This is a genomic window from Methylocystis parvus, assembly GCF_049675845.1.
Lineage (GTDB): Bacteria > Pseudomonadota > Alphaproteobacteria > Rhizobiales > Beijerinckiaceae > Methylocystis > Methylocystis parvus_A.
Window position 1 is genome coordinate 2,128,077 of sequence record NZ_CP187161.1, and the last position, 21,968, is coordinate 2,150,044.

The 21,968-nt window shown below is 65.1% G+C and carries 13 protein-coding genes and 4 pseudogenes; 1 reads left to right on the plus strand and 16 read right to left on the minus strand.

Annotated elements, in window-relative coordinates:
- Nucleotides 1-12: 12 nt before the first annotated feature.
- The 11 genes and pseudogenes from ACPFMJ_RS11090 to msrB form a co-directional block, all read right to left on the minus strand.
- Nucleotides 13-1,377 carry a glycerate kinase type-2 family protein gene (locus tag ACPFMJ_RS11090; protein ID WP_424360104.1) on the minus strand — a complete coding sequence of 455 codons (1,365 nt, stop codon included), beginning with the start codon at nt 1,375-1,377 and terminating at the stop codon, nt 13-15.
- A gap of 231 nt (nt 1,378-1,608) precedes the next feature.
- On the minus strand, nt 1,609-2,583 hold the full coding sequence (locus tag ACPFMJ_RS11095; protein ID WP_424360105.1) for an HpcH/HpaI aldolase/citrate lyase family protein: 975 nt from the start codon (nt 2,581-2,583) through the stop codon (nt 1,609-1,611).
- Between the two features lie 81 nt (nt 2,584-2,664).
- Nucleotides 2,665-5,409: a phosphoenolpyruvate carboxylase gene (locus ACPFMJ_RS11100; protein WP_424360106.1), complete on the minus strand. Its 2,745-nt coding sequence runs from the start codon at nt 5,407-5,409 to the stop codon at nt 2,665-2,667.
- 135 nt (nt 5,410-5,544) lie between these two features.
- A pseudogene (sucD, locus tag ACPFMJ_RS11105) lies at nt 5,545-6,421 on the minus strand (succinate--CoA ligase subunit alpha).
- 18 nt (nt 6,422-6,439) lie between these two features.
- Nucleotides 6,440-7,611 (minus strand): annotated as a pseudogene (locus tag ACPFMJ_RS11110) (malate--CoA ligase subunit beta).
- Nucleotides 7,612-7,737: 126 nt separating this feature from the next.
- Nucleotides 7,738-8,367 (minus strand): methenyltetrahydrofolate cyclohydrolase, encoded by a 630-nt coding sequence (fchA, locus tag ACPFMJ_RS11115; protein ID WP_424360107.1) that lies wholly within the window; start codon nt 8,365-8,367, stop codon nt 7,738-7,740.
- A 1-nt stretch (nt 8,368) separates the two neighbouring features.
- Complete coding sequence (locus tag ACPFMJ_RS11120; RefSeq protein WP_424360108.1) at nt 8,369-9,229, minus strand: NADP-dependent methylenetetrahydromethanopterin/methylenetetrahydrofolate dehydrogenase; 861 nt, start codon at nt 9,227-9,229, stop codon at nt 8,369-8,371.
- Between the two features lie 150 nt (nt 9,230-9,379).
- Nucleotides 9,380-10,321 (minus strand): D-2-hydroxyacid dehydrogenase, encoded by a 942-nt coding sequence (locus tag ACPFMJ_RS11125; protein WP_424360109.1) that lies wholly within the window; start codon nt 10,319-10,321, stop codon nt 9,380-9,382.
- Between the two features lie 90 nt (nt 10,322-10,411).
- Complete coding sequence (locus tag ACPFMJ_RS11130) at nt 10,412-11,605, minus strand: aminotransferase class V-fold PLP-dependent enzyme (protein ID WP_424360110.1); 1,194 nt, start codon at nt 11,603-11,605, stop codon at nt 10,412-10,414.
- 94 nt (nt 11,606-11,699) lie between these two features.
- Nucleotides 11,700-13,332, minus strand: a pseudogene (locus ACPFMJ_RS11135) (formate--tetrahydrofolate ligase).
- Between the two features lie 751 nt (nt 13,333-14,083).
- On the minus strand, nt 14,084-14,500 hold the full coding sequence (msrB, locus tag ACPFMJ_RS11140; RefSeq protein WP_424360111.1) for a peptide-methionine (R)-S-oxide reductase MsrB: 417 nt from the start codon (nt 14,498-14,500) through the stop codon (nt 14,084-14,086).
- Nucleotides 14,501-14,625: 125 nt separating this feature from the next.
- On the opposite strand from msrB, the gene ACPFMJ_RS11145 reads away from it, so the two are divergent.
- Nucleotides 14,626-16,200, plus strand: coding sequence for a phytoene desaturase family protein (locus tag ACPFMJ_RS11145; protein WP_424360112.1), 1,575 nt, complete (start codon nt 14,626-14,628; stop codon nt 16,198-16,200).
- A 3-nt stretch (nt 16,201-16,203) separates the two neighbouring features.
- Here the strand turns inward: ACPFMJ_RS11145 and ACPFMJ_RS11150 are convergent, their stop codons facing one another.
- The 5 genes and pseudogenes from ACPFMJ_RS11150 to ACPFMJ_RS11170 all read right to left on the minus strand — a co-directional run bounded on the left by ACPFMJ_RS11150 (nt 16,204) and on the right by ACPFMJ_RS11170 (nt 21,854).
- Nucleotides 16,204-16,602 (minus strand): META domain-containing protein, encoded by a 399-nt coding sequence (locus ACPFMJ_RS11150; protein WP_424360113.1) that lies wholly within the window; start codon nt 16,600-16,602, stop codon nt 16,204-16,206.
- Between the two features lie 68 nt (nt 16,603-16,670).
- The gene (gene aqpZ / locus ACPFMJ_RS11155) at nt 16,671-17,387 is read right to left on the minus strand and encodes an aquaporin Z (protein ID WP_424363847.1); all 717 of its coding nucleotides are present in this window, start codon (nt 17,385-17,387) and stop codon (nt 16,671-16,673) included.
- 222 nt (nt 17,388-17,609) lie between these two features.
- Nucleotides 17,610-18,011 (minus strand): annotated as a pseudogene (locus tag ACPFMJ_RS11160) (HdeD family acid-resistance protein); the annotation flags it as partial.
- A 175-nt stretch (nt 18,012-18,186) separates the two neighbouring features.
- Nucleotides 18,187-20,043: an amidohydrolase gene (locus tag ACPFMJ_RS11165; protein WP_424360114.1), complete on the minus strand. Its 1,857-nt coding sequence runs from the start codon at nt 20,041-20,043 to the stop codon at nt 18,187-18,189.
- Nucleotides 20,044-20,120: 77 nt separating this feature from the next.
- Nucleotides 20,121-21,854, minus strand: a complete 1,734-nt coding sequence (locus ACPFMJ_RS11170) for an outer membrane protein (protein WP_424360115.1) — start codon at nt 21,852-21,854, stop codon at nt 20,121-20,123.
- Between the last annotated feature and the right edge of the window lie 114 nt (nt 21,855-21,968).

Consider the following 21,968-nt stretch of genomic DNA (forward strand, 5'->3'; position numbering starts at 1 on the left):
ATTCGCGAGGCGTTACTTCCCCAGGCCGAGCCAGCGCAACACCTGGCCGCCAAGCCCGTCATTCTTCTCGGCCGCGACGGTCGGACGCGGCTCGTCGGCCCTGGCGCGGCGCGGGATGAGGATGGCGCGGAAGTCGTTGACGTTGGTGCGGGTCGGGCCGGTGACGACGAGATCGCCCAGCGCCTCGAAGGCCGAGAAGGCGTCGTTATTGGCGAAGAGCGCCTTGAGGTTCACGCCCTTGGCCTGCGCGCGGGCGAAGCTGTCGGCGGTCATGATCGCGCCGGCGTTGGTCTCCACGCCGTCGATGCCGTCCGTATCGCAGGCGATGGCAGAGATGTCGCCGAAGCCTTCGAGCGCCAGCGTCAGGCCCAGCAGGAACTCCGCGTCGCGGCCGCCTTTGCCGTTGCCGCGCACGGTGACCGTCGTCTCGCCGCCGGAGATGAGGGCGACCGGCGGTTCGAAGGGCTGGCCGTGAAGGGCGATCTGCTTGGCGACGCCCGCGTGAACGAGCGCCACGTCGCGCGACTCGCCTTCGAGATCGCCGAGGATGCAGGGCGTGTAGCCGGCTTCGCGCGCGACCTTGGCGGCGGCGTCGAGCGAGCCCTGCGGCGTCGCGATGAGGGTGTTTTCGACGCGCTGGAAAATCCTGTCGCCGGGCTTCGGCGTCTCGCAGGCGTCGCTGGAAAGGTGGCGGATCACCGCCTCAGGGGCGTTGATGCCGTATTTGGCGATGACCGCGAGCGCGTCGTGGCGCGTCGTCGGATCGGGAACGGTCGGGCCGGAGGCGATGACGGAAAGGTCGTCATTCGGCACGTCCGAAATCATCAGCGCGACGACGCGCGCCGGCGCGGCCGCCGCAGCGAGCTTGCCGCCCTTGATGGCGGAGAGATGCTTGCGGACGCAATTCATCTCGGAAATATTCGCGCCGCTCTTGAGCAGCGCCTTGTTGACCGCCTGCTTTTCTTCGAGCGTCACGCCTTCGGCGGGGAGCGCCATCAGCGCCGAGCCGCCGCCGGAAATGAGCGCGAGAACGAGATCGTCCTCCGTCAGGCCCTGCACCTTTTCGAGAATGCGCTTCGCCGCTTCGCGGCCGGCGGCGTCCGGCACCGGGTGCGAGGCTTCGATCACCTCGATCTGGCTGGTCTTCGCGCCATGATCGTAACGGGTGACGACCAGGCCATCGAGCGGCCCGCCCTTCCAGTTCGCCTCGACCGCCGCGGCCATGGAGGCGGCCGCCTTGCCGGCGCCGATGACGATCGTGCGGCCCTTGGGCGGCGCGATCTTCTCGAGATGCTGCGGCAGGCAGACGGAGGGATGCGCGGCGCCCACGGCGGCGTCGAACATGGCGCGGAGAAGCTGGCGGTGATCGGCGGACATGGAGGATTCCGTACTCGGGAAAAAGAGGCGCCAAGACGCCTCTCCCCGCATAGGGCGTGGTCAGGCGTCCGTCTTTCGACAGGCTATGCGGGAAAAGGCCAAGTCGTGGGCTTGGGGTTTAGACCGGAATGGAAAACGCGGCAATCGCCGCGTCTCCCGCCGACCGTCGTGATCGACGCTCCGCCAATTGCCCCAGACCTCTCCCCGCAAGCGGGGAGAGGGGGAAGTTCCTTACGCTTCGGCCATCGCGTTGGCCTTCTCGATCAGCGCTTCGGCCATACGGATCGAAGCGATGTCGATGAGGCGGCCGTCGAGCGACACGGCGCCCTTGCCTTCCTTCGCGGCCTGCGCCATCGCGTCGAGAATGCGACGGGCCTTGGTGACTTCCGCCTCGGAGGGCGTGAAGACCTGATTGGCCAGCTCGATCTGCGACGGATGGATCGCCCACTTGCCTTCATAGCCGAGCACGGCGGCGCGCTTGGCGGCGGCGATGTAACCATCGGGATCGTTGAAGTCGCCGAACGGACCGTCGATCGGGCGCAGGCCGTAGGCGCGGCAGGCGACCATCATGCGGGTCTGGGCGGCGTGCCACTGATCCATCCAGAAATATTCGCGGTTGCCGTCCTTGTCCTTGTCGGAGAGCACGCCGTAATCCGGGTTCACGCCGCCGATGACGGTCGTGCGCGCGCGGGTCGAGGCGGCGTAGTCGGCGACGCCGAACGACATGGCCTCAAGGCGCTTCGACGACTGCGCGATGGCTTCGACATTCGCCATGCCGAGCGCGGTCTCGATCAGGATTTCGATGCCGATGCGCTTGGTGCGCTTCTTATACTGCTCGATCTGCGTGATCATCATGTCGATCGCGTAGACGTCGGCCGGCACGCCGACCTTCGGGATCAGCACCACGTCGAGACGCGGGCAGTTCTCGAGAACGTCGACGACGTCGCGGTAGCAATACTGCGTGTCGAGGCCGTTGATGCGCAGCGTCATCACCTTCTTGCCCCAATCGATGTCGTTGAGGCCCTGGATGATGTTCTTGCGCGCCTGCTCCTTGTCGTCCGGAGCGACGGCGTCTTCGAGGTCGAGGAAGATCTGGTCGGCCTTCGACTGGGCGGCCTTCTCGAACATGCCCGGCGCGGAGCCCGGCACGGCCAGCTCGGAGCGGTGCAGGCGCGGCGTGGCCTGCTCGATCAAGGTAAAGCTCATAACAATTCCCCTTCCTTCTTCTCAGGTATGAATGCGCTCCCCGCCGAAACGAACGGAACCCGGAAGCGCGCCAGGATGCACTTAGCCGGTGGCCCCGAGGCCCGCGGCGATGCAACTGATGGAGATGAGCAGAGGCACCTTCACGTCCTCCTTCTCCTGTTCGTCCTGCGCCGAACGGAACCGGCGCAGCAATTCGACCTGCTCGCGATTGACCTCGTTGATCACCGGCAGGCGATGGGTGAGGCGCGCCTCATATTCCTTGAAGCGCTCGGTCAGCGTGTGGTCGCCCGTCACGCGCAGCACCATGTCGCGCGTCAGATGCCACTCGTCTTCGATTAGCTTGTAGATCTTCTCGCGCACGGCTTCGTCGGCGACGAGGCTCGCATATTGTTTGGCGATGGAGAGATCGACGAGCGCCAGCGTCTTCTCGACCTCGTCCATGATGAGGCGGAAGAGGCGGGAATCCTCGAACATCCAGCGCAGCAATTCGAGCCCGCGATCGCCGCGCGCGTCGAGGAAAGCCTTGAGGCCAGAGCCCACGCCATACCAGCCCGTGATGGAGTGGCGGTTCTGCGCCCAGGCGAAGACCCACGGGATCGCGCGCAGATCGGCGAGGCTCTTGGCGCCGAAGCGGCGCGCCGGGCGCGAACCGATATTGAGCAGCGAGATCTCTTCGAGCGGGCTCGCGGCCTGGAAATAGGTCACGAGATCGGGGTCGCTGACGAGCCGCTCATAAACCGCGAAGGAGGCGAAGGAGATTTCTTCGAGCGCCTCGTCGAAATCCTTGCGCGGCACCAGCGCGTCCTCGCGCTCCGACTTCAGCGCATGGGCGAAGACGGAGGAGGCAAGCAGCTCCATCTGATAGGCGGCCGTGCCGCGATTGGCGTATTTAAAGGAGACGACTTCGCCCTGCTCCGTGACGCGGAAGCGGCCGCGGATGGAGCCCGCCGGCTGCGCCGCGATGGCGTGGCCCGTCGGCGCGCCGCCGCGCGAGACCGAGCCGCCGCGGCCATGGAAGAAGGCGATGGCGATGTCCATCTCCCGCCCGACTTCCGTGAGGCGCGCCTGCGCCTTGAACAGCTCCCAGTTGGACGACAGGAAGCCGCCATCCTTGTTGGAGTCGGAATAGCCGATCATCACTTCCTGCAGGTCGCCCTGCGCATGGTTGCTGCGGCGGATGAGCGGGATGGCGAGCAGGTCGCGCATGATCTCCGGCGCGTCCTGGAGATCGCCGATCGTCTCGAAGAGCGGAACGATCGGCAACGTCACGTGATCGACGCCGGCGGCGTCGGCGAAGAGGCCCGCCTCCTTCGCAAGGAGATAGACGCCGAGAACGTCATTGGCCGACGACGTCATCGACAGGATGAAGCTGCCAAAGGCCTCGCGGTCGAGACGCGCGCGCATGTCGGCGACGACTTCGAACATCTCGATGACGTCGCGCGTGTCGGCGGTGAGCGTATCGCGCGGGATCGGCGCGCCGCGCGGCGTCTCCAGTTCCGAAAGGAGCCACGCGCGCCAGGCCTCGGACGTCACCTCCGGCGGCGTCTCGCCGCCCGTCTTGAGCCGCCACATTTCGTGCAGGGCCGAGGTGGTGCGGGTCGTGTTCTGGCGGATGTCGAGGCGCACCGTGCTGAAACGGAAGATTTCCACGGCGCGGCGAAGCGGGCGGACGAGGTCGGTCGCGAGCGCCTCGCTCTTGGCTTCGGTCAGCACGGATTCGAGCAGCAGCAGATCGCCGATGAGCTTGTCGGCGCTCGTGTAGCGCGGACCGGAGGTCGGCTCGTCATTGGTCGCCGCGAGCGTGTTGTCGATCTTGCGCAGGATCGTCGTGACGAACTGGCGATAGGGCTCGTTGAAATTGCGCTGCGCGATGGCCGCGCCGTCATGCAGTTCGGAGAGGCGGCGGTTCAGCTCTTCCTTGAAGGCCGGCGGCACGACGGCGGCGCGCTCGCTGATCGAGAGAGCGCGAACGAGATCGACGACGCGGTTGCGATAGTAATTGAGGCTCGCCGTCGCGTTCTGCTTCATCGTGCGGCGCGTCACGTCATTGGTGACGAAGGGATTGCCGTCGCGGTCGCCGCCGATCCAGGAACCGAACTGGAAGAAGGGCGTGACCTCGAACTTCTCCTGCGGATAATGGCGCTTCAGCGCGCGCTCGAAGGAGGACAGCATCTCCGGGGCGAGGTCGAAAATGCTCTCCTGGAAGAAGTGCTGGCCCCAGGCGACTTCGTGCTCGACCGTCGGCTTTTCGAGATGCAGTTCGCCGGTAAGCCACAGGAGCTCGACCTGGTCGTAGACGGACTTCACCAGCGCCTCGCGCTCGCGGTCGGTCCAGCGCGTGGATTCGAGTTCGCGCATCAGAAGATAGATGCGGCGATACTTCTCGAGGATCGAGACGCGCTTGGCTTCGGTCGGATGCGCCGTGATGACGGGGCGAATGCGCAGCGTCTGCAATTGCGCATGGACTTCCGAGGCCGCCACGCCTGCGTTCGCGGCGCTCGACAGCACATAGTCGAAGGTGCCGAGCAGCTTGTCGTGGCCCTTCTCGCGCTCGATCCGGCGGCGGCGGCGCATGGCGTAGGCCTGCTCGGCGATGGAGACGAGCTGGAAGAGAATGCCCTGCGCCTGCAGAGCGCGCGCCATCTGACGCGGGGCGAGGCCGGCGCCGGCCTTGTTGTCGCGCACCACGGCTTCGATCTCGGGCATATGGCGGCGGATGACGGCGAGCAGCTGTTCGCGCAGGAAGGCGGAGGCCTCCGTCACAGAACGCGTCGCGAAAGCCGAAGGAAGGCTGATCGCGGCTCGATTGTTCTGGGTCTCGGTCATGAGGACTCCCTGCGGGTGCGACATCGCCTTGCCGGCGGTTTGAGAAACACGCGCCGGGTTTGCTCATTGACGAGCAATCACGGCGCGAGCCTTGCTGCAAAAGCCGCGCGCCTTTTCGCAGGCGCGCCGGCGGCGTCAGGCGCGCTTGAGCACTTTCGCGACGGTCGTTCCGAACTCCGCCGGATTGGGCGCAACGGTCAGACCGAAGGATTTCATGATCTCCGTCTTCTCGGCGGCGCTGTCGCCGGTCGCGGAGATGATCGCGCCGGCGTGGCCCATGCGGCGGCCCTTCGGAGCCGTCAGGCCGGCGACGAAGCCGATCACCGGCTTTGAGAAGTTCTCCTTGATCCAGGCGGCCGCCTCCGCTTCCTGCGGACCGCCGATCTCGCCGATGATCAGCACGGCATCGGTCTCCGGATCCTTGTCGAAAAGGACGAGATGATCGAGGAAGGACGAGCCGTTGATCGGATCGCCGCCGATGCCGACCGACGTCGAAATGCCGAGCCGAGCGCCTTGAGCTGCGACGCGGCCTCATAGCCAAGCGTGCCCGAGCGCGAGATGCCGACGCGGCCCGGCTGTAGATATGGCCGGGCATGATGCCGAGCATCGCCTTGCCGGGCGAGATGATGCCGGCGCAGTTCGGACCGACCATCATGGGTCGGCGGTCCTTGTAGCGCATGGAAATAGCGCTTCACCTGCATCATGTCCTGCGCCGGAATGCCGTCGGTGATGGAGCAGATGAGTTGATGCCGCGTCGGCCGCCTCCATGATGGCGTCCGCCGCGAAGGGCGGCGCGACGAAGGTGATCGAGGCCTGCGCGCCCGTCGCCTTCACGGCGCCCTTGACGGTGTTGAACACCGGCACCGAGATGATGCGTGCCGCCCTTGCCGGGCGTCACGCCGCCGACGACGTTGCTGCCGTAGTCGATCATTTCCTTGGCGTGGAAGCTGCCCTTGTCGCCGGTGATGCCCTGGATCAGGATCGGCGTCTTTTCGTCGATGAGAATGCTCATGATGTCTTTCCCCGACCCTTACTTCACGCTCTGCCAGGCGGCGACGGCCTTCTGCGCGGCTTCGGCCAGCGTATCGGCCTGGATGATCGGAACGCCGCTTTCGGCGATGATCTTCTTGCCGGCTTCGACATTGGTGCCGGCGAGTCGCACGACGAGCGGCACGCCCTCGATGCGCTCGGCGCGCACCGCGTCGACGACGCCCTGCGCCACCCAGTCGCAGCGATTGATGCCCGCGAAGATGTTGACGAGCACGGCCTTCACGCGCCGGTCGGAGAGCACGAGACGGAAGGCGTTGGCCACGCGCTCCGGCGAGGCGCCGCCGCCGACGTCGAGGAAGTTCGCCGGATTGCCCCCGGCGTGCTTGATCATGTCCATCGTCGCCATGGCGAGGCCGGCACCGTTGACGATGCAGCCGATCTCGCCGTCGAGGCCGATGTAGTTCAGACTGTGCTCATGCGCCTGCGCCTCGCGCGGATCGCTCTGCGAGGGATCGTGCATGTCGACGATGTTGCGGCGGCGGAACAGCGCGTTGTCGTCGAAGGACATCTTCGCGTCGAGCGCCAGACCTTGTCGTCCTTGGTGATGACGAGCGGATTGATCTCGAGCATCGTCGCGTCGTTGTCGCGGAAGGCGCGATAGGCGCCCATGATCGTCTGCACCGCGCGCGAGACCTGCTTGAGATTGAGGCCGAGCTGGAAAGCGAGCTCGCGCGCCTGGAACTGCTGCAGGCCGACCGCCGGCTCGACGATGACCTGAAGCAGTTCGTCCGGCGTGTTCTTGGCGATCTCCTCGATGTCCATGCCGCCATGCTTGGAGGCGATGACGCGCACGCGCTCGAGCTTACGATCCAGGACGAAGCCGAGATAGATCTCGCGCTCGAAGGGGTCCGCGACTTCGATATAGACGCGCTGGACCGGCTTGCCTTCGGGCCCAGTCTGCGTCGTCACGAGACGCTTGCCGAGAAGGTCGCGCGCCGCCTGCTGCACTTCGTGATAGGTGCGGCAGAGCTTGACGCCGCCGGCCTTGCCGCGGGCGCCCGCGTGGATCTGCGCCTTGACGACCCAATGGGAGCCGCCGAGTTCCGTCGCGGCGTAAACGGCCTGGTCCGGGCTGAAAGCCACGGCGCCGGGCGGGATCGCTACGCCGTGAGCCGCCAGAATTTCCTTGGCTTGGTACTCGTGGACGTCCATCGGTTTCTCCCTCGCGGTTCTTCGCGTTTATTGGGCGGCCGGCGCGAGACGCGTCAGCCGCCATTGTCGGCGAACTTCTGCGCGAATTCTTATCGCTCGCATGGTTCCATGCGAGCGGAAAGCGCGCTAGCCGATCTTTCCGCGCACCACTTCGTAGACGGCTTCCGTCTCGGCGGCCGCCTTGGCGAGCAGCGCGTTGACTTCGGCGAGCTGCTTCTCGGCGAAGTCGCGATCCTTGATCGACTTGGCGTTGATGAAGACGTTGAGCGCGCAGGAGCGCAGGCCGGCGTTGGCGGCGAGCACGGCGACGCCCGCGTCGCTGATCACGCCGAGATTCCCCTTGTCGGCGGCTTCCTTCGACAGCGCGATCACTTCGTAGCAGACCTTGCAGGTCGCGAGCGGGGCCAGAGTCGCGGCCCTCAGCGCTTCCTGAATGGCGGCGGTGCGCGCGGCCTTCTCTTCATCGGTCGCCTTGGGCAGGCCATAGGCGCCCATCAGCGTGTTGAAGGCGACGACGTCCTCGTCGATGCCCCTGGTCAGCTCCTCGCGCAGCGCTTCGGCGCGGGCGAGGGTCTTCTTGAGATCCTCGGAGACGCCCTCGTAGTTCTTCTTGCCGATCGTCAGATTGCAGACCATCGACACGAGCGCGGCGCCCATGGCGCCCGACAGCGCGGCCGCGCCGCCGCCGCCTGGGGTCGGCGCGCTGCTCGCGAGCTCGTCGAGAAATTTGCCGATTGTTTCAGTCTTCGCGCTCATATCAGGCCAGCTCTTTCGCAAGGGCGTAAATGTTTTCGCAGTCGAATACCTTGTCGGCGCTCTCGAAGAGCTTGCCGACGCATTCGCGATGCAGCTTCAGCTTGAGGCCGCCAAGGCCCAGCGCGCCGATCACGATCTTGCCGTGACGCTCCTTGGCCTTGTCGGTCGCCTCGACGCCGGCGATGCCGAGCGGGGGCTGCGCGTTGCAGTCGGCGATGAGCTCGACCGTCGGATTGTCCTTCCAGTCGGCTTCGGCGAGCAGCTCGACGCCGATGGCGCCGGCGCCGAAGATGACCTGCGCGCCCTTGCACGCCTCGGCGCGGGCGGCGTTATCCTTGGCTTCGACAGCCTTCGGCGTAAAGCCGAAGCGCTCCTGAATGGCCTTCGCCGACGCCTCGGCGCGGGCGAGGTCGCGCGACGTAATGGTGACGTCGGCGCCTTCGATGTTCAGCATGGCCGCGGCGCGCATGCCGACCGGGCCCGTGCCGGCGAGAACGACGGCCTTCTTGCCCTTCAGATCGCCAGCCTTGGCGAGCAGCGCGACGCCCGCGGCGGCCGTCGTGTTGGAGCCGTTCGAGTCGAGCATCACCGAGACGCGGAAATTCGAGAAGAAACGCTTCTTGACCGCTTTGAACACGGCTTCGCCCGCGACCATGGAACCGCCGCCGACGAAGATCGCCGTAAACTGCTTCTCCTTCGGGCCGCGCGTATAAATGCAGCCGTCGACGAGCGCGCCGACATTCTTCGTGTCGACGCCGCCATAGCCGATGATGTGGTCGGCGCCGCCGTCATAGCCGACGACCGTGTCGAAAACGCTCGGGACGGGATCGGTGTCGAAAAGGAAAAGAAGCTTCTTGGTCATTAGCTTTCCTCAGGCCTTGCCATGGCCGGGCTTGTCCCGGCGATCCACGCCGGAACGTTGCGAAATACTTCCTGCGGCCCCACGCCGACGCCGCGTGGACGCCCGCGACGCGCGCGGGCGTGACGGCGAGGGCGAAGAGCGGCCCCTATCTTACGCTGTCACCACATTGCGGGGATCGCCCGCGACGAAGGCGTCGATATTGTCGATCAGCTGATCCGACAAAACCTGCATCGCCTCCTTCGAGGCCCAGGCGACGTGGGGCGTGATGATCAGGTTCGGTATCGTCGGATCGAGCAGGATGTTGCCGTTCTTCGGCGGCTCGACGGTGAGCACGTCGAGCGCGGCGCCGGCGATCACGCCCTTGCGCAGCGCGTCGGCGAGCGCTTCCTCATCGATGATGCCGCCGCGCGCCGTGTTGATGATGCTGGCGGTCTTCTTCATCGACGCGAGCTCCTTCGCGCCGATCATGCCCTTGGTCGCGGGCGTCAGCGGGATGTTCAGCGTGATGACGTCCGACTCGCGCAGGATGGTGGCGACGTCGACCTTGCCCGGAATGTCCATGACGTCGTTGACGAGCACCTTCATGCCCAGCGCCTCGGCGCGGGTCTGAACCTGCTTGCCGAGCGCGCCATAGCCGATGATGCCGAGCGTCGAGCCGGCGATGTCATAGATCGGATAGTCGAAATAGCAGAACTGGTTCGAATAGCCCCAGCGGCCGTGGCGCACGCTGTCGACATAATTCACGAGGTTGCGGCGCAGTGCGAAGAGCAGCGCGAACACGTGCTCGGGCAGCGTGTTGTAGGCGTAGTTGCGGATGTTCGAGACCGTGATCCCGTTGGCCGTGGTGTAGGCCTTGTCGATCACGTCCGTGCCGGTGGCGGCGACGGCGATCAGCTTCAGCTTCGGAAGCTGCTTCAGCACATCCTCGCGCAGCGGCACCTTGTTGGTGATGATGATGTCCGCGTCGGCCGCGCGCTCGACGATCTGGTCGGGCGAGGTCTGGGCGAACTCGACATATTCATGCGGGAAGTTCGGTTTGCGCACATTGGCGTCGAGCGTTTCGCGATCGAGAAAGACGATTTTGTGCGACATGAATTTCCCCCGTGTTCGTTATTCTTGCGTGACGGCGCTCTCCCCTCGGGAGAGACCCTCTCCCCGCATGCGGGGAGAGGGATTGTCGAATTACATCTTGAGGAGCGGGTTGGCGCGATAGACCGCCTGAGCCGCCGCGACGCCCGAGCCCGGCTGAACCTTGATGCCGTTGTCGAGCATGGCCATTTCCGCGCCGGCGATGGCGCCGAGCAGCATCAGCTCGTTGAGGTCGCCGAGATGGCCGATGCGGAACACCTTGCCGGCGACTTCCGACAGGCCGGCGCCGAGCGCGAGGTTGTAGCGCTTGTAGGCGGTCGAGATGACCTTGGCCGCGTCATAGCCTTCCGGAACCAGAATGGCGGTGACGGTGTCGGAATTCCACTTCGGATCCTGGGCGCAGGTCTTGAGGCCCCAGGCCGAAACGGCGGCGCGAACGCCTTCCGCGAGGTGATGATGGCGCGCATAGACCTGATCGAGGCCTTCTTCGAACAGGATCGCGAGCGCTTCCTTCAGGCCGTGCAGCAGCGGGATCGACGGCGTGTAGGGGAAGAAGCCGGCTTCGTTGTTCTTGATCATGTCCTGGAACTCGAAGTAGGCGCGACGATGCTTGTTCGTCTTGCCGGCTTCGATCGCCTTCGGCGAGGCAGCCATCAGCAGCAGGCCGGCCGGGAGCATGAAGCCCTTCTGCGAGCCCGACACGATGACGTCGACACCCCACTTGTCCATCTCGAAGCGCAGCGAAGCGACCGAGGACACGCCGTCGACGAAGAGCAGCGCCGGATGCTTGGCGTTGTCCATCGCCTTGCGGACCGCGCCGATGTCCGAGGTGACGCCCGTGGCGGTCTCGTTATGGGTCGCGAAAACGGCCTTGATCTCGTGGTTCTTGTCGGCCTTCAGCGTCTCTTCGATCAGCTCCGGATCGTTGCCCGTGCCCCACGGACGCTCCTGCTTGATGACCTCGAGGCCGAGGCGCTGGGCGAGGTCGATCCACAGATGCGAGAACTGGCCGAAGCGCTGGGCGAGAACCTTGTCGCCGGGCGACAGCGTGTTGGTGATCGCCGCTTCCCAGCCGCCGGTGCCCGACGCAGGGAAGATGAAGGCGTGGCCCTTGTCGGTCTCGAAGACCTTCTTGAGCTGCGGGAAGAGCGGCTTCACCAGATCCGGGAAGATGGGCGAGCGATGGTCTTCCGAGGGAACCATCATCGCGCGCACGACGCGGTCGGGCAGGTTGGTCGGGCCCGGGACGAACAGGAAATTGCGGCCCGGAATTCTGGAATTCGACATTAGGTGCTCCCTTCGAGCTTTTCTGGGTTTAACCGATTTCGCCGGCGCGCCGGCTGGCGTTTGGGCGCGCCGGGAGACCCCGGCGCGTTGGCGTTTAGAACAGGCCCGCGATGCGGCCGTTGGCGTCGACGGCGATGTTGTTCGCCGCCGGAACCTTCGGCAGGCCCGGCATGGTCATGATGTCGCCGCAGACCACGACGACGAACTCGGCGCCCGCCGAGAGACGCAGCTCGCGGATCGGGATGACGTGGCCCGAGGGCGCGCCCTTCGCGTTCGGATCCGTCGAGAAGCTGTATTGCGTTTTCGCGATGCAGACCGGGAAGTGGCCGAAGCCTTCCTTCTCGAGCTCCGCGAAGCGCGCCTTGATGCTCGAATCGTAGGAGATGTCGGCGGCGCCGTAGAGCTCGTTCGCGATCGTGCGCACCTTCTCCGGCAGCGGCATGTCGTCGGGATAGAGCGGCTTGAAGTTCGAGGGCTGCGTCTCGATCGTCTGCACGACCGCGCGGGCGAGATCCGCCGCGCCGGCGCCGCCGGAACCCCAGTTGTCGGCGACGACGCAATCGGCGCCTTCCGCCTTGCAGAGGCGGTTCAGCGCCTCCATCTCGGCCGGGGTGTCGGACGAGAACTTGTTGACGGTGACGAGCACCGGCACGCCGAACTTGCGGACATTGCCGATATGGCGCTTGAGGTTCTCGAAGCCCTTCTCGACAGCCGCGACGTTCTCTGCCTTCAGATCGTCCTTGGCGACGCCGCCATGCATCTTCAGCGCGCGGATCGTCGCGACGATGACGGTGATGTCGGGCTTGAGGCCCGCCTTGCGGCACTTGATGTCGAAGAATTTCTCCGCGCCGAGATCCGCGCCGAAGCCGGCTTCCGTCACGACATAATCGGCGAGCTTGAGGCCGGCCTTGGTGGCGATGACCGAGTTGCAGCCATGCGGCGATGTTGGCGAAGGGGCCGCCATGGATGATGGCCGGATTGTTCTCGAGCGTCTGCACGAGGTTCGGCGCGATGCGTCCTTCAGCAGCGCGGCCATGGAGCCGGCGGCCTTCACCTCGGAGGCGCGCACGCTCTTCTTGTCGCGCGTCTGGCCGACGATGATGTTGCCGAGGCGCTTCTGCAGATCGGCGAAGTTCGAGGCGAGGCAGAAGATCGCCATGACCTCGGACGCGACCGTGATGTCGAAGCCGTCTTCGCGCGAAGCCGTTCGACACGCCGCCGAGCGACGACGATCGAGCGCAACGCGCGGTCGTTCATATCGACGACGCGCCGCCAGGAGACGCGGCGCGAGTCGATCGCCGGCTGGTTGCCCCAATAGATGTGGTTGTCGATCAGCGCCGCGAGCAGGTTGTTCGCCGCGCCGATCGCGTGGAAGTCGCCGGTGAAGTGGAGGTTGATGTCCTCCATCGGCACGACCTGGGCGTAGCCGCCGCCGGCCGCGCCGCCCTTCACGCCAAAGCAGGGCCGAGCGACGGCTCGCGCAGGCAGCAGAGCGCCTTCTTGCCGATGTAGTTGAGGCCGTCTGTGAGGCCGACCGTCGTCGTCGTCTTGCCTTCGCCCGCCGGGGTGGGCGTGATCGCCGTGACGAGGATCAGCTTGCCGTTCGGCTTGCCTTCCAGCGACGAGATGTAGTCGAGGGAAATCTTGCCCTTGTAGTGGCCGTAGGGCTGCACGTGCTCCGCCGGGATCCCGAGCTTGTCGCGCGCCACATCGACGATCGGCCGCATCTTGGCGGCCTGGGAAATCTCGATGTCCGACTTGGGCGAAAGGTGCTGGTTGTCTTTCCCGCTCGCGCCCGGCGCGGCGGCTGACGTAGTTGACGACATATAGCTCCACTCCCTCTCGAGCCCGTTTTCGCGGACCCTGGCAATATTATCGGCCGCTGGCGCGGCAGGACCGCGGCAGACGCGCGTCCGTCGCGTGTTTGCGGCCGGGCGAAGGACCCGACGCCCTCGCCATTTTCAACGACCGTAGCAAGTTCGCCCCGCCCATCGAGGCCCGGCTCGAGCCCGGACCCGCCCTCGGGCGCAATGAGCCCATCGAACGTCGTGATTGTGCCGCTCCGTATGACGGCAATAAAAATTGCCCGTCAAGGAGCCTCGCGCGCGAGAAGGCGCGACGCTGCATTGCAACAAAAGTGATTCTCCCGCTCGCGCGAAGATGCGCCCATCGGGCGCCGCATATTCTTCAAGCGAGGCTATCCGGCTAGCCCTAGCCTATCTGAACGGGCAGGTGAGCAACCGCCTGCGAAAATCCACATTCCAGCAATCAATCATTTATGTATCGGAAAATCGCTCAGACCGACACGGCGGGCTGAAAAACGACAACCTCAAACATTTTCGGACAGGGGAGCCCCGCCCGAACCCATCCTGGATGGGGGTATGCGCGAAACCGATTGCGCAGGAAACAGGCAGGTCAAAAAAATTTTTGTCGCACCTGCCTGTCGCAGCGCTGCGCCTATCGGGCGATTGCGAGCGCTTATCGAACGGGCGCGGTTTCGGGCGCGAAATTGAGCGCGACGCCGTTGATGCAGTAGCGCAGCCCGGTGGGCGGGGGGCCGTCGGGAAAGACATGGCCGAGATGCGAACCGCATCGGCTGCAATGCACCTCCGTGCGCACCATGCCGTAGCTGCGGTCGACGGTCGAGCCGAGCGCGCCCGGCAGCGGATCGAAGAAGCTCGGCCAGCCGGTGCCGCTCTCGAACTTCTCGCCCGAGCGGAAGAGCGGCTGGTCGCAGCCGGCGCATTGGAAGACGCCGCGCCGTTTCTCGTGATTGAGCGCGCAGCTTCCCGGGCGCTCGGTGCCGTGCCCGCGCATCACGTCATATTGTTCGCGGGTCAGCCGGGCGCGCCATTCCTCGTCCGTGCGCGTGACCGGGTAAGTTTCATCTGTCATTGAGGCTTCCTCGAAACGGGACGGCGCTCCCCCGCCGCGCCATGTTATGTTGGGGCCGATTCAGACTTTGGCCAGACGGGGCCCCATTGACCGGGCATTTGCAAGAAAGAGGCGGCGATTCCCCGATGAGCGACAAGAAATACGACGCCGTGGTGATCGGCTCCGGACTGGGCGGCCTCACCGCCGGCGCCCTGCTCGCCAACGCCGGCTACAGCGTCTGCCTCCTCGAACGCAATTTCAGCATTGGCGGCGCCGCCTCGGTCTACAAGGTTGGCGAGCTCTGGGTCGAAGCCTCGCTCCATCAGACCTCCGACGCGCGCAATCCGCGCGACGTGAAGCATCATATTTTGAGTCAGCTCGGCATTCTCGACGAGATCGAATGGCAGCCGACCGGCCCGCTCTATACGGTGAAAGGCGGCCCCATTGGCGAGCCCTTCGCGCTGCCCGTGGGTTTCGAGGCCGCGCATGACGCCCTGGCCTCGCGCTTTCCGGACAAGAGCGCGGCGATCAAGAGCTTCCTTGGCGAAGTCGAGCAAATCCACGACGCCATGTGGACGATGAAGCAGGCGCGCGAGGAAGGCTCGCTCGCCAAATTCACGCGCGGCCTTTGGGAAGCGCAACCCGCCGCCGACGGCTGGATGAAGTCGCTCGACGACATCTTCACGCGCGACTTCGCGGGAGCCGAGGCGCTGAAATGCGCGCTGGGCGCCAATCTCGCTTATTACGGCGACGATCCGCGCAAGCTCTGGTGGATTTTCTACGCCATCGCGCAGGGCGGCTACATCGCCTCGGGCGGCGCTTACATCAAGGGCGGCTCGCGGCAATTGAGCCTCAAGCTCGCCAAATGCATCACTAGGGCGGGCGGCGCCGTGCGCATGGGGCGCCTCGTCACGCAGATCGAGACGGACGCCGACGGCAACGCCGTGGCCATTCGCCATGTCGCGCGCCGCACGAGCGACAATGAGGAGCGCATCGAAGCGCGCGTCGTGATGGCGAATTGCGCGCCTTCGGTGGCGGGCGCAATGATGGACGCGCGGGCGCGCGCGAAGATGGACGAGGCTTTTGGCGGCCGCCCGCTCTCGACGTCTCTCTTCTCCGCAAATTTCGGATTGAAGGCGAAGCCCTCGACGGTCGGTGTGAACGACTTCCTGTCGATCACCCTGCCCTCCTCCATGGGCCGCTTCGACCAATATGGCGACGGGGCGACGGCGATGGCGGACATGCCGAAGGGCGAATTGCCGCTCCACGCCATCTCGAATTTCACCGCGGTGGATTCCGGCCTGTGGGACGAGCCGCCGATCCTGTTGAGCGTGCTCGGCCTCGACCGGCTCGACAATTGGAAGGGCGTCTCCAAGGAAGACGCGGTCGCGCGTCGCGAGGCCTGGCTCGACGCGATTCAGGAGCGGCTGGAGAAGGAATATCCCGGTTTCTCCAGCCTCGTGACGTCGCGCATGCTGCTCAACGCCTTCTCCATGTCGAGCTATCTCAACACGCCGGAAGGCGCGGTCTACGGCTTCGCGCCGCTGCCGCCGGACATGCCCATTCTTATGGGCTTCCCGCGCACGCCGGCGACGCCGATCGGCGGGCTCTATCTCGCCTCGGCCTTTGGCGGCGAGCACGGCTTCAACGGCGCGATGCTGTCGGGCGCCGAAGCGGCCCGCCTCGCGGAGAGCCGCCTCGCAGCAAATGGGAAGGAATAGCCGCTATTTCGCGCGCTCCAGCGTGACGAGCGCCTCACCGCCTTCGCCGGTGAAGACCAGAGTCTTGCCGGAGAGCGTGTAGCTACGCACGTTCTTCAGCGCCTCCATATAGGCGCGCTCGACCTGATCGAGCGGCGGCGGACAGGCCATGCGCGTCGCCATCATCGGGCCGAAGGTCAGTTCCGATCCCGAGAGCGTCGGCATCCCCGCGATGCGATTGCAGCCGATCGTCGACGCGAAGCGGCCATTCGCGGCGAACTCAGCTTGGGTGCGCGCCACATCCAAACCTTCGGCCCCAGCGACGGAGACGATGCGATATCGCCCCGTGAGCGACGGCGCGGCGAACGACGGCGTCGCGCAAAGCGCGGCGAGAAGAAAAACGGCGGCGAGGAAAGCGCGCATAGGCAGTCTCCAAAGAAAAACGGGCCCAGCCTAGCGGCGGGGCCCGTTCGTCACAACAAGCTTTGCGCTTACACGTCGTCGGCGAGCGCGAAGCGGTGGATCAGACCGCCGATGAGGCCGCCGAGCAGCGGCGCGACCCAGAATAGCCACAACTGCTCCAGCGCCCAGCCGCCGACGAAGACCGCCTGGCTCGTCGAGCGCGCCGGGTTCACCGAAGCGTTGGTGATCGGAATGTCGACGAGATGGATCAGCGTCAGAGCGAGGCCGATGGCGAGCGGCGCGAAGCCGACCGGCGCGCGGCCCTCGGTCACGCCAAGAATGACGAGAAGGAAGAAAGCCGTCAGCACGGTCTCGGCGAGAAAGCCGGACTGCCAAGTATAGCCGTTGGGCGAGTGATCCTCGTAGCCGTTGGCGGCGAAGCCGTTGGCGAGCGAGAAATCAATATTGCCCTGGCAGATCTTCAACAGCACGAAGGCGGCGACGGTCGCCCCGATCAATTGCGCCACCCAATAGGGCCCGAGCTCTCTCCACGAGAAGCGCCCGGCCGTCGCGAGGCCGAGCGACACCGCCGGGTTGAAATGTCCGCCGGAGATGGGACCAAAAGCATAGGCGCCCGTCACCACGGTGAGGCCGAAGGCGAGCGCGACGCCGGTGAAGCCGATGCCAAGCTGCGGAAAGCCGGCCGAGATCAGCGCGCTGCCGACGCCGCCAAACACCAGCCAGAAGGTGCCGAGAAACTCCGCAAAAAGCTTGCGCCCAAAACCCTTGCCATATCCATCCTGCATCGAAACGCTCCTTGTTTCCTGTCCAATGAGGGCGGCCGCTTCGCCCTCGCCCGCAACGCGTTTGAGAGAAAGGCCGTATCCCATCCAGCTCGCCCCGGCGAAGATCAGGTCGACCCCGAGAAATGTGCCGAGGACCCAGAGGCTCGAATAGGGCCACTTCGTGAGAATCACGCCGCCGAGCAGCAAGGTGACGACTCCGGAGAATGCGACGAAGCCCCATGGCGCGTGCTTGGGAAGCTGAAAGGCGAGAAAGGTGCGCACGAGGCCGGAAGCGACGAGTCCGGCGCCGAGCAGAAGCGTCAGGAAGCTGGCCGCCAGCAGCGGATTGGCGACCGTCGCCGCGCCGCCGATGATGTAGAGCAGGCCGATGAGATCCCAGAGAAAGAATTTCTTCCAGGACTTCACGGCGAAGGAATAAGCGATCTCGACGATGCCGCTCACGATCATCGCGGCGCCGACGAAGACGACGGTCAGGACCGTCGCGGAGACGACGCTGCCGAGCGCGATAAATCCGGCGAGGGCGAGAAAGGCGCCGAAGGCGACCATCCATCCCCATTTTTCATGCAGGGGCGCGGCCTCCGCCGCTCTCGCTCGAATGATGTCGTCCGAGGATAAACTGGACATTCCGCATCCTCCTCAAAATCAAAAGTGATGACTGTGCATTGCAGCGAAAACCTACCAGCGGCTCTGCGCGAATGCCAACGCAAAGTTGCAATAGGCGCGGAAAGGGCGCCAGCAGCTGCTCTTAGCTTTGACGGCAAGTAAATTCCTTGCCAAAAGACCGGCGATATTGGCCCTCTTAATTCGGATGGAAATGCGGCGGCGGGCCGAAGAGCTCGACCAGCGGCGAATTGGCTTTCTGCGTGAGGATCGCGGCGCGGAAAGCGACGAAGTGTCGCGCGCAGGTCGGGGAAGCGCCGCAATCGATTTCAAGCCCCGCCTTCCTGACGTCCAGCTTGAAGACGCTCTGTCCCTCCTTGATCGTCTCCAGCACCGATATGTCCACGATCTTGTCGCGCGGGACGGTCAGCGGATTGTCGGAGAGGATGACGAGGTCTGCGAGCTTGCCCGGCGCGATCGAGCCCTTCGTCTTCTCCTCGAAATGCTGAAAGGCGGGCCAGATCGTCATGGCCTTGAGCGCGACGAGCGGCTCGACGCGATGCTGCGGGCCGAGCACGGCGCCCGTGCGCGTGGTGCGGTTCACGGTCGCGGAGAGGACACGCATGGAATTGGGGAAGGTGACCGGCGCGTCGTGATGCGAGGAGAAGACCATGCCGCGCTTCAGGAACCAGCCGGTGGGCGAAATGTTCTGCGCGCGCTCCGGTCCGAGCGTCACGTCGCGATGCCAGTCGCCCCAGTAAAAAGTGTGCATGGGGAAGAGGGACGGGAAGATATCGAGCGACTTGATCTGATCGACCTGATCCTCGCGCAGCACCTGGCCGTGAATGAGCACGGTGCGGCGATCCTTGCCCGGCATCTCCCTGGAGACGGCTGCGACCGTGCGAAGCAATTGGTCCGAGGCGGCGTCGCCGTTGGAATGGGCGAGGAGCTGCCACTTGTTCTTGTAGGCCTTGGTGACGAGGGCCTTGAGCTGATCGTCCGTCAGCGCGCCATAGCCGGCATAGCCCTGCTGCTGTCCGTCCGGCGCCTTGTAGAAGGGCTTGGTGAGCCAGGCGGTCCGCCCCTGCGGCGAACCGTCGAGCACGACCTTCACGCCGCCGATGCGGACGTGCTTGTCATATTTTCTGGAGACGAGCGGACTCGACATGATCGGATCGTCGCCGAGCATGGCGAGCGTCGGGTAGAACACCACGTCGATCTTCAGGTTCTTGCGGTTCTCGGGATTTTCGAGCGCATGCGCCCAACCCGCGAGCGCCGCCCCCTCCTGCGCCGTGGTGTAGCCGTAGCGCGCATAAGTCTGCGCCCCCGCGCCGACGAGCGCGGCGACCTGCTCCGGCCCGAGTTTCGGCAGGAGCTTCATCAGCGCCATGAAATGGGCGTTCTCCTCCATAACGCCGTTCGGCTCTTCGCTTCCGGGACGGCGGCGGATGATCCCGCCCTGCGGGTCCTTGGTCTCGGCGGTGACGCCGGCAAGGGCGAGCGCCTTGCTGTTGACGGCGCCGAGATGGCCGGACTGATGGATCACGATGATCGGAAGCTCGGTCGAAATCGCGTCGAGATCGTCCCGCGTCGGATGGCGATGCTCCGCGAGCGAGGCGTCGTCATAATCGAAGCCGATCACGAGGCCATAGCTCTTCACGACAGGCGACGTCGCGATGAACTCGCGCATCGTCTTTTGCAGGTCGGCGATGGAATTGACCGGTCCGTCGGGCTGCGGGAGAAGATTGGCGGAGATGGACTGCAAGCCGACGCCGAATACATGGCCATGCGCGTCGACGAGGCCGGGGATCATCGTATGGCCGGCGAGATCGTTGAGCTGGGTGCGCTTGCCTCTATGCGCGCGCAAAACGTCGTCCGCGGCGCCGAGGGCGAGAATTTTCGTTCCCTTGACGGCGACCGCCTCCGCGGTGGGCCGCCTGTCGTCCATCGTGACGATTGGCCCGCCATAATAGATGACGTCGGCCTTCTCGGCGCCGATCGCGAGGCCGGGAAAAGCGAGGGCGAAAACCAGAGCGGCCGAGGGCGCGAAACGCATCAAGAAAGCCTCGCTATTGCCAAGATTCGATTACGGAAGCGGTTAACCCCAGGCCGAAGCAACATCGCCGCTCGGGATCAGAACTTCATGCCGACGCCCGTGACGGGACCATGCATCACGGCGTTGATTCCATTCTCACGCCCGTCGACCCATTTCGAGAAATTCATGCCGAGGGCGCGATAGCCGATGAGGCCGGTGAGATTCACGCCGTTGAACTGGAAATCGTATGTATAGCCGCCATAGAACTGCCAGCTGAACTTGCTGCCGGCGCCGAAGCCGCCAATATCGGCGCGCGCCTCAAACTGGCTGCCCGGCGCGAAGCTGTGCCGCATGCGCATGCCGATGACGGGGTCGATCCACCAAAGGGCGCCGGTCCCCACGACGCTCCGCGTCCCGATCTGCTGGATGCCGAGCAGGGCGGAGTTGCCGGCGAAATTGATGTTTCCGTCGAGATTCAGGCCCATATTGACGTAGCGCAGGCCCGCATAGGCGTCGAAGGCGGTGAAGGAGGCCGGCGCGCTCATCAGCTTGAAGCGCGCAAGCTCGTAGCCGAAGCCCGCTTCGCCGACCGTCACCGTCATCCGCAGGCGACCGCTGGTGGTGGCGGCGACGGCGAAATCGCCCAAGGGCGAGCGCAGCGACAGCGTGGAGCCGGCGAAGCGCATGCGCGCCCAGGCGAGATCGCCATAAGCGAAGAACGGGCCGTTCGACGTCTCGACGCGGCCCATGAAGGCGAGCGGGAAAGAAGCGCTCCTGGTCAGGGCGTCGATGAAGCTGGCGTCCGTGGCGAGCTGCTGATTTTGCAGCTTCATGCCGCCATTCATGTTGATGACCCAGACATAAGGCATGACGAGCCAACGCCAGCCTTCATATTTGGGTCGCTCGACCGAGGCGAAACCGGGCGAGGCCAAAAGCGGCGTCGCCGCCGATCCGCCGGTCTCCGGGATCGAGGCGTCGAAGCGATAGTTCAGGCCGGCGCGCACCAGATGGCCGGCAAAGCGCGTATGCGCATAAGTCGCGTCTATCAGCGGCGTCGTGCCGAGCAGGACGTCGCGATGCGAGAGCGACGGGTTGCCAAGCCAGAGCTCTCCCAGGTCATAATAGAGATATTCGAGCTTCGCGGAGAGATTGCGGCTCAGCGCCATTTCGGCGCCGGCGCCCGCCGTCCAGCCCGTGAGAATGTCGTAATGATCGCCCTTCGCCGTGTCGGTGGTCAGCGCCGACGGGCGAAGGGCTTGAGACACCGCGCCCGACATATTGGTGCCGCCATAGGCGAAGCCGCCCGTGACATAGGCCATGATGGTGGGCGTCACCGCATAGCCGAGGCGCGCCCGCGCGGTGCCGAGATATTCGAGCTGGCGATTGGCCTTGAAGCTGGTCGAGGCGAAGCCCGGCCCGGCGGGCCAGACGCTCAACTGTCCATTGCCGCCGCGAACGCCTGCCCCCTGGATATCGGCCTCGACGCCGAGGATGAAACGATCCGAGAACTGCCAGTTATAGCCGAGCTGGCCGCCGAAGAAGAACCCGTCGAGGCGCGCGCGCACCGTTCCCGTGGCCCCGAGCGCCGAAGCCGAGCCGAAATTCAGCAGCGTGTTGTCGAGGAGATTCACGGAGGAAAGATTGATCGGGTCGCTCGCCGCGAATGTGTAGCCGGCGTTCATGCCGACATAGAGGCCGGTCCAGGTGAACGCGGGAGGCGCGGCCGGCGGCGCCTTATGGGCTGGAAGATCGGCGGCGAAAGCCGGAGAAGCGAGCGCGAGGCCCGCGACCACGAGGAGTTGCGCTTTGTATTGATTTACGAAATTCGCCACGATCGAAACCCGTCTAGCAACGACGCCCGCAGCGCTCGGCTGCGAGCCAGCTAAACTTATACGAGAATTGTCGCTTCCGGCTCCGTTTCTGCCTTCAGCCACGATATTCTTTAT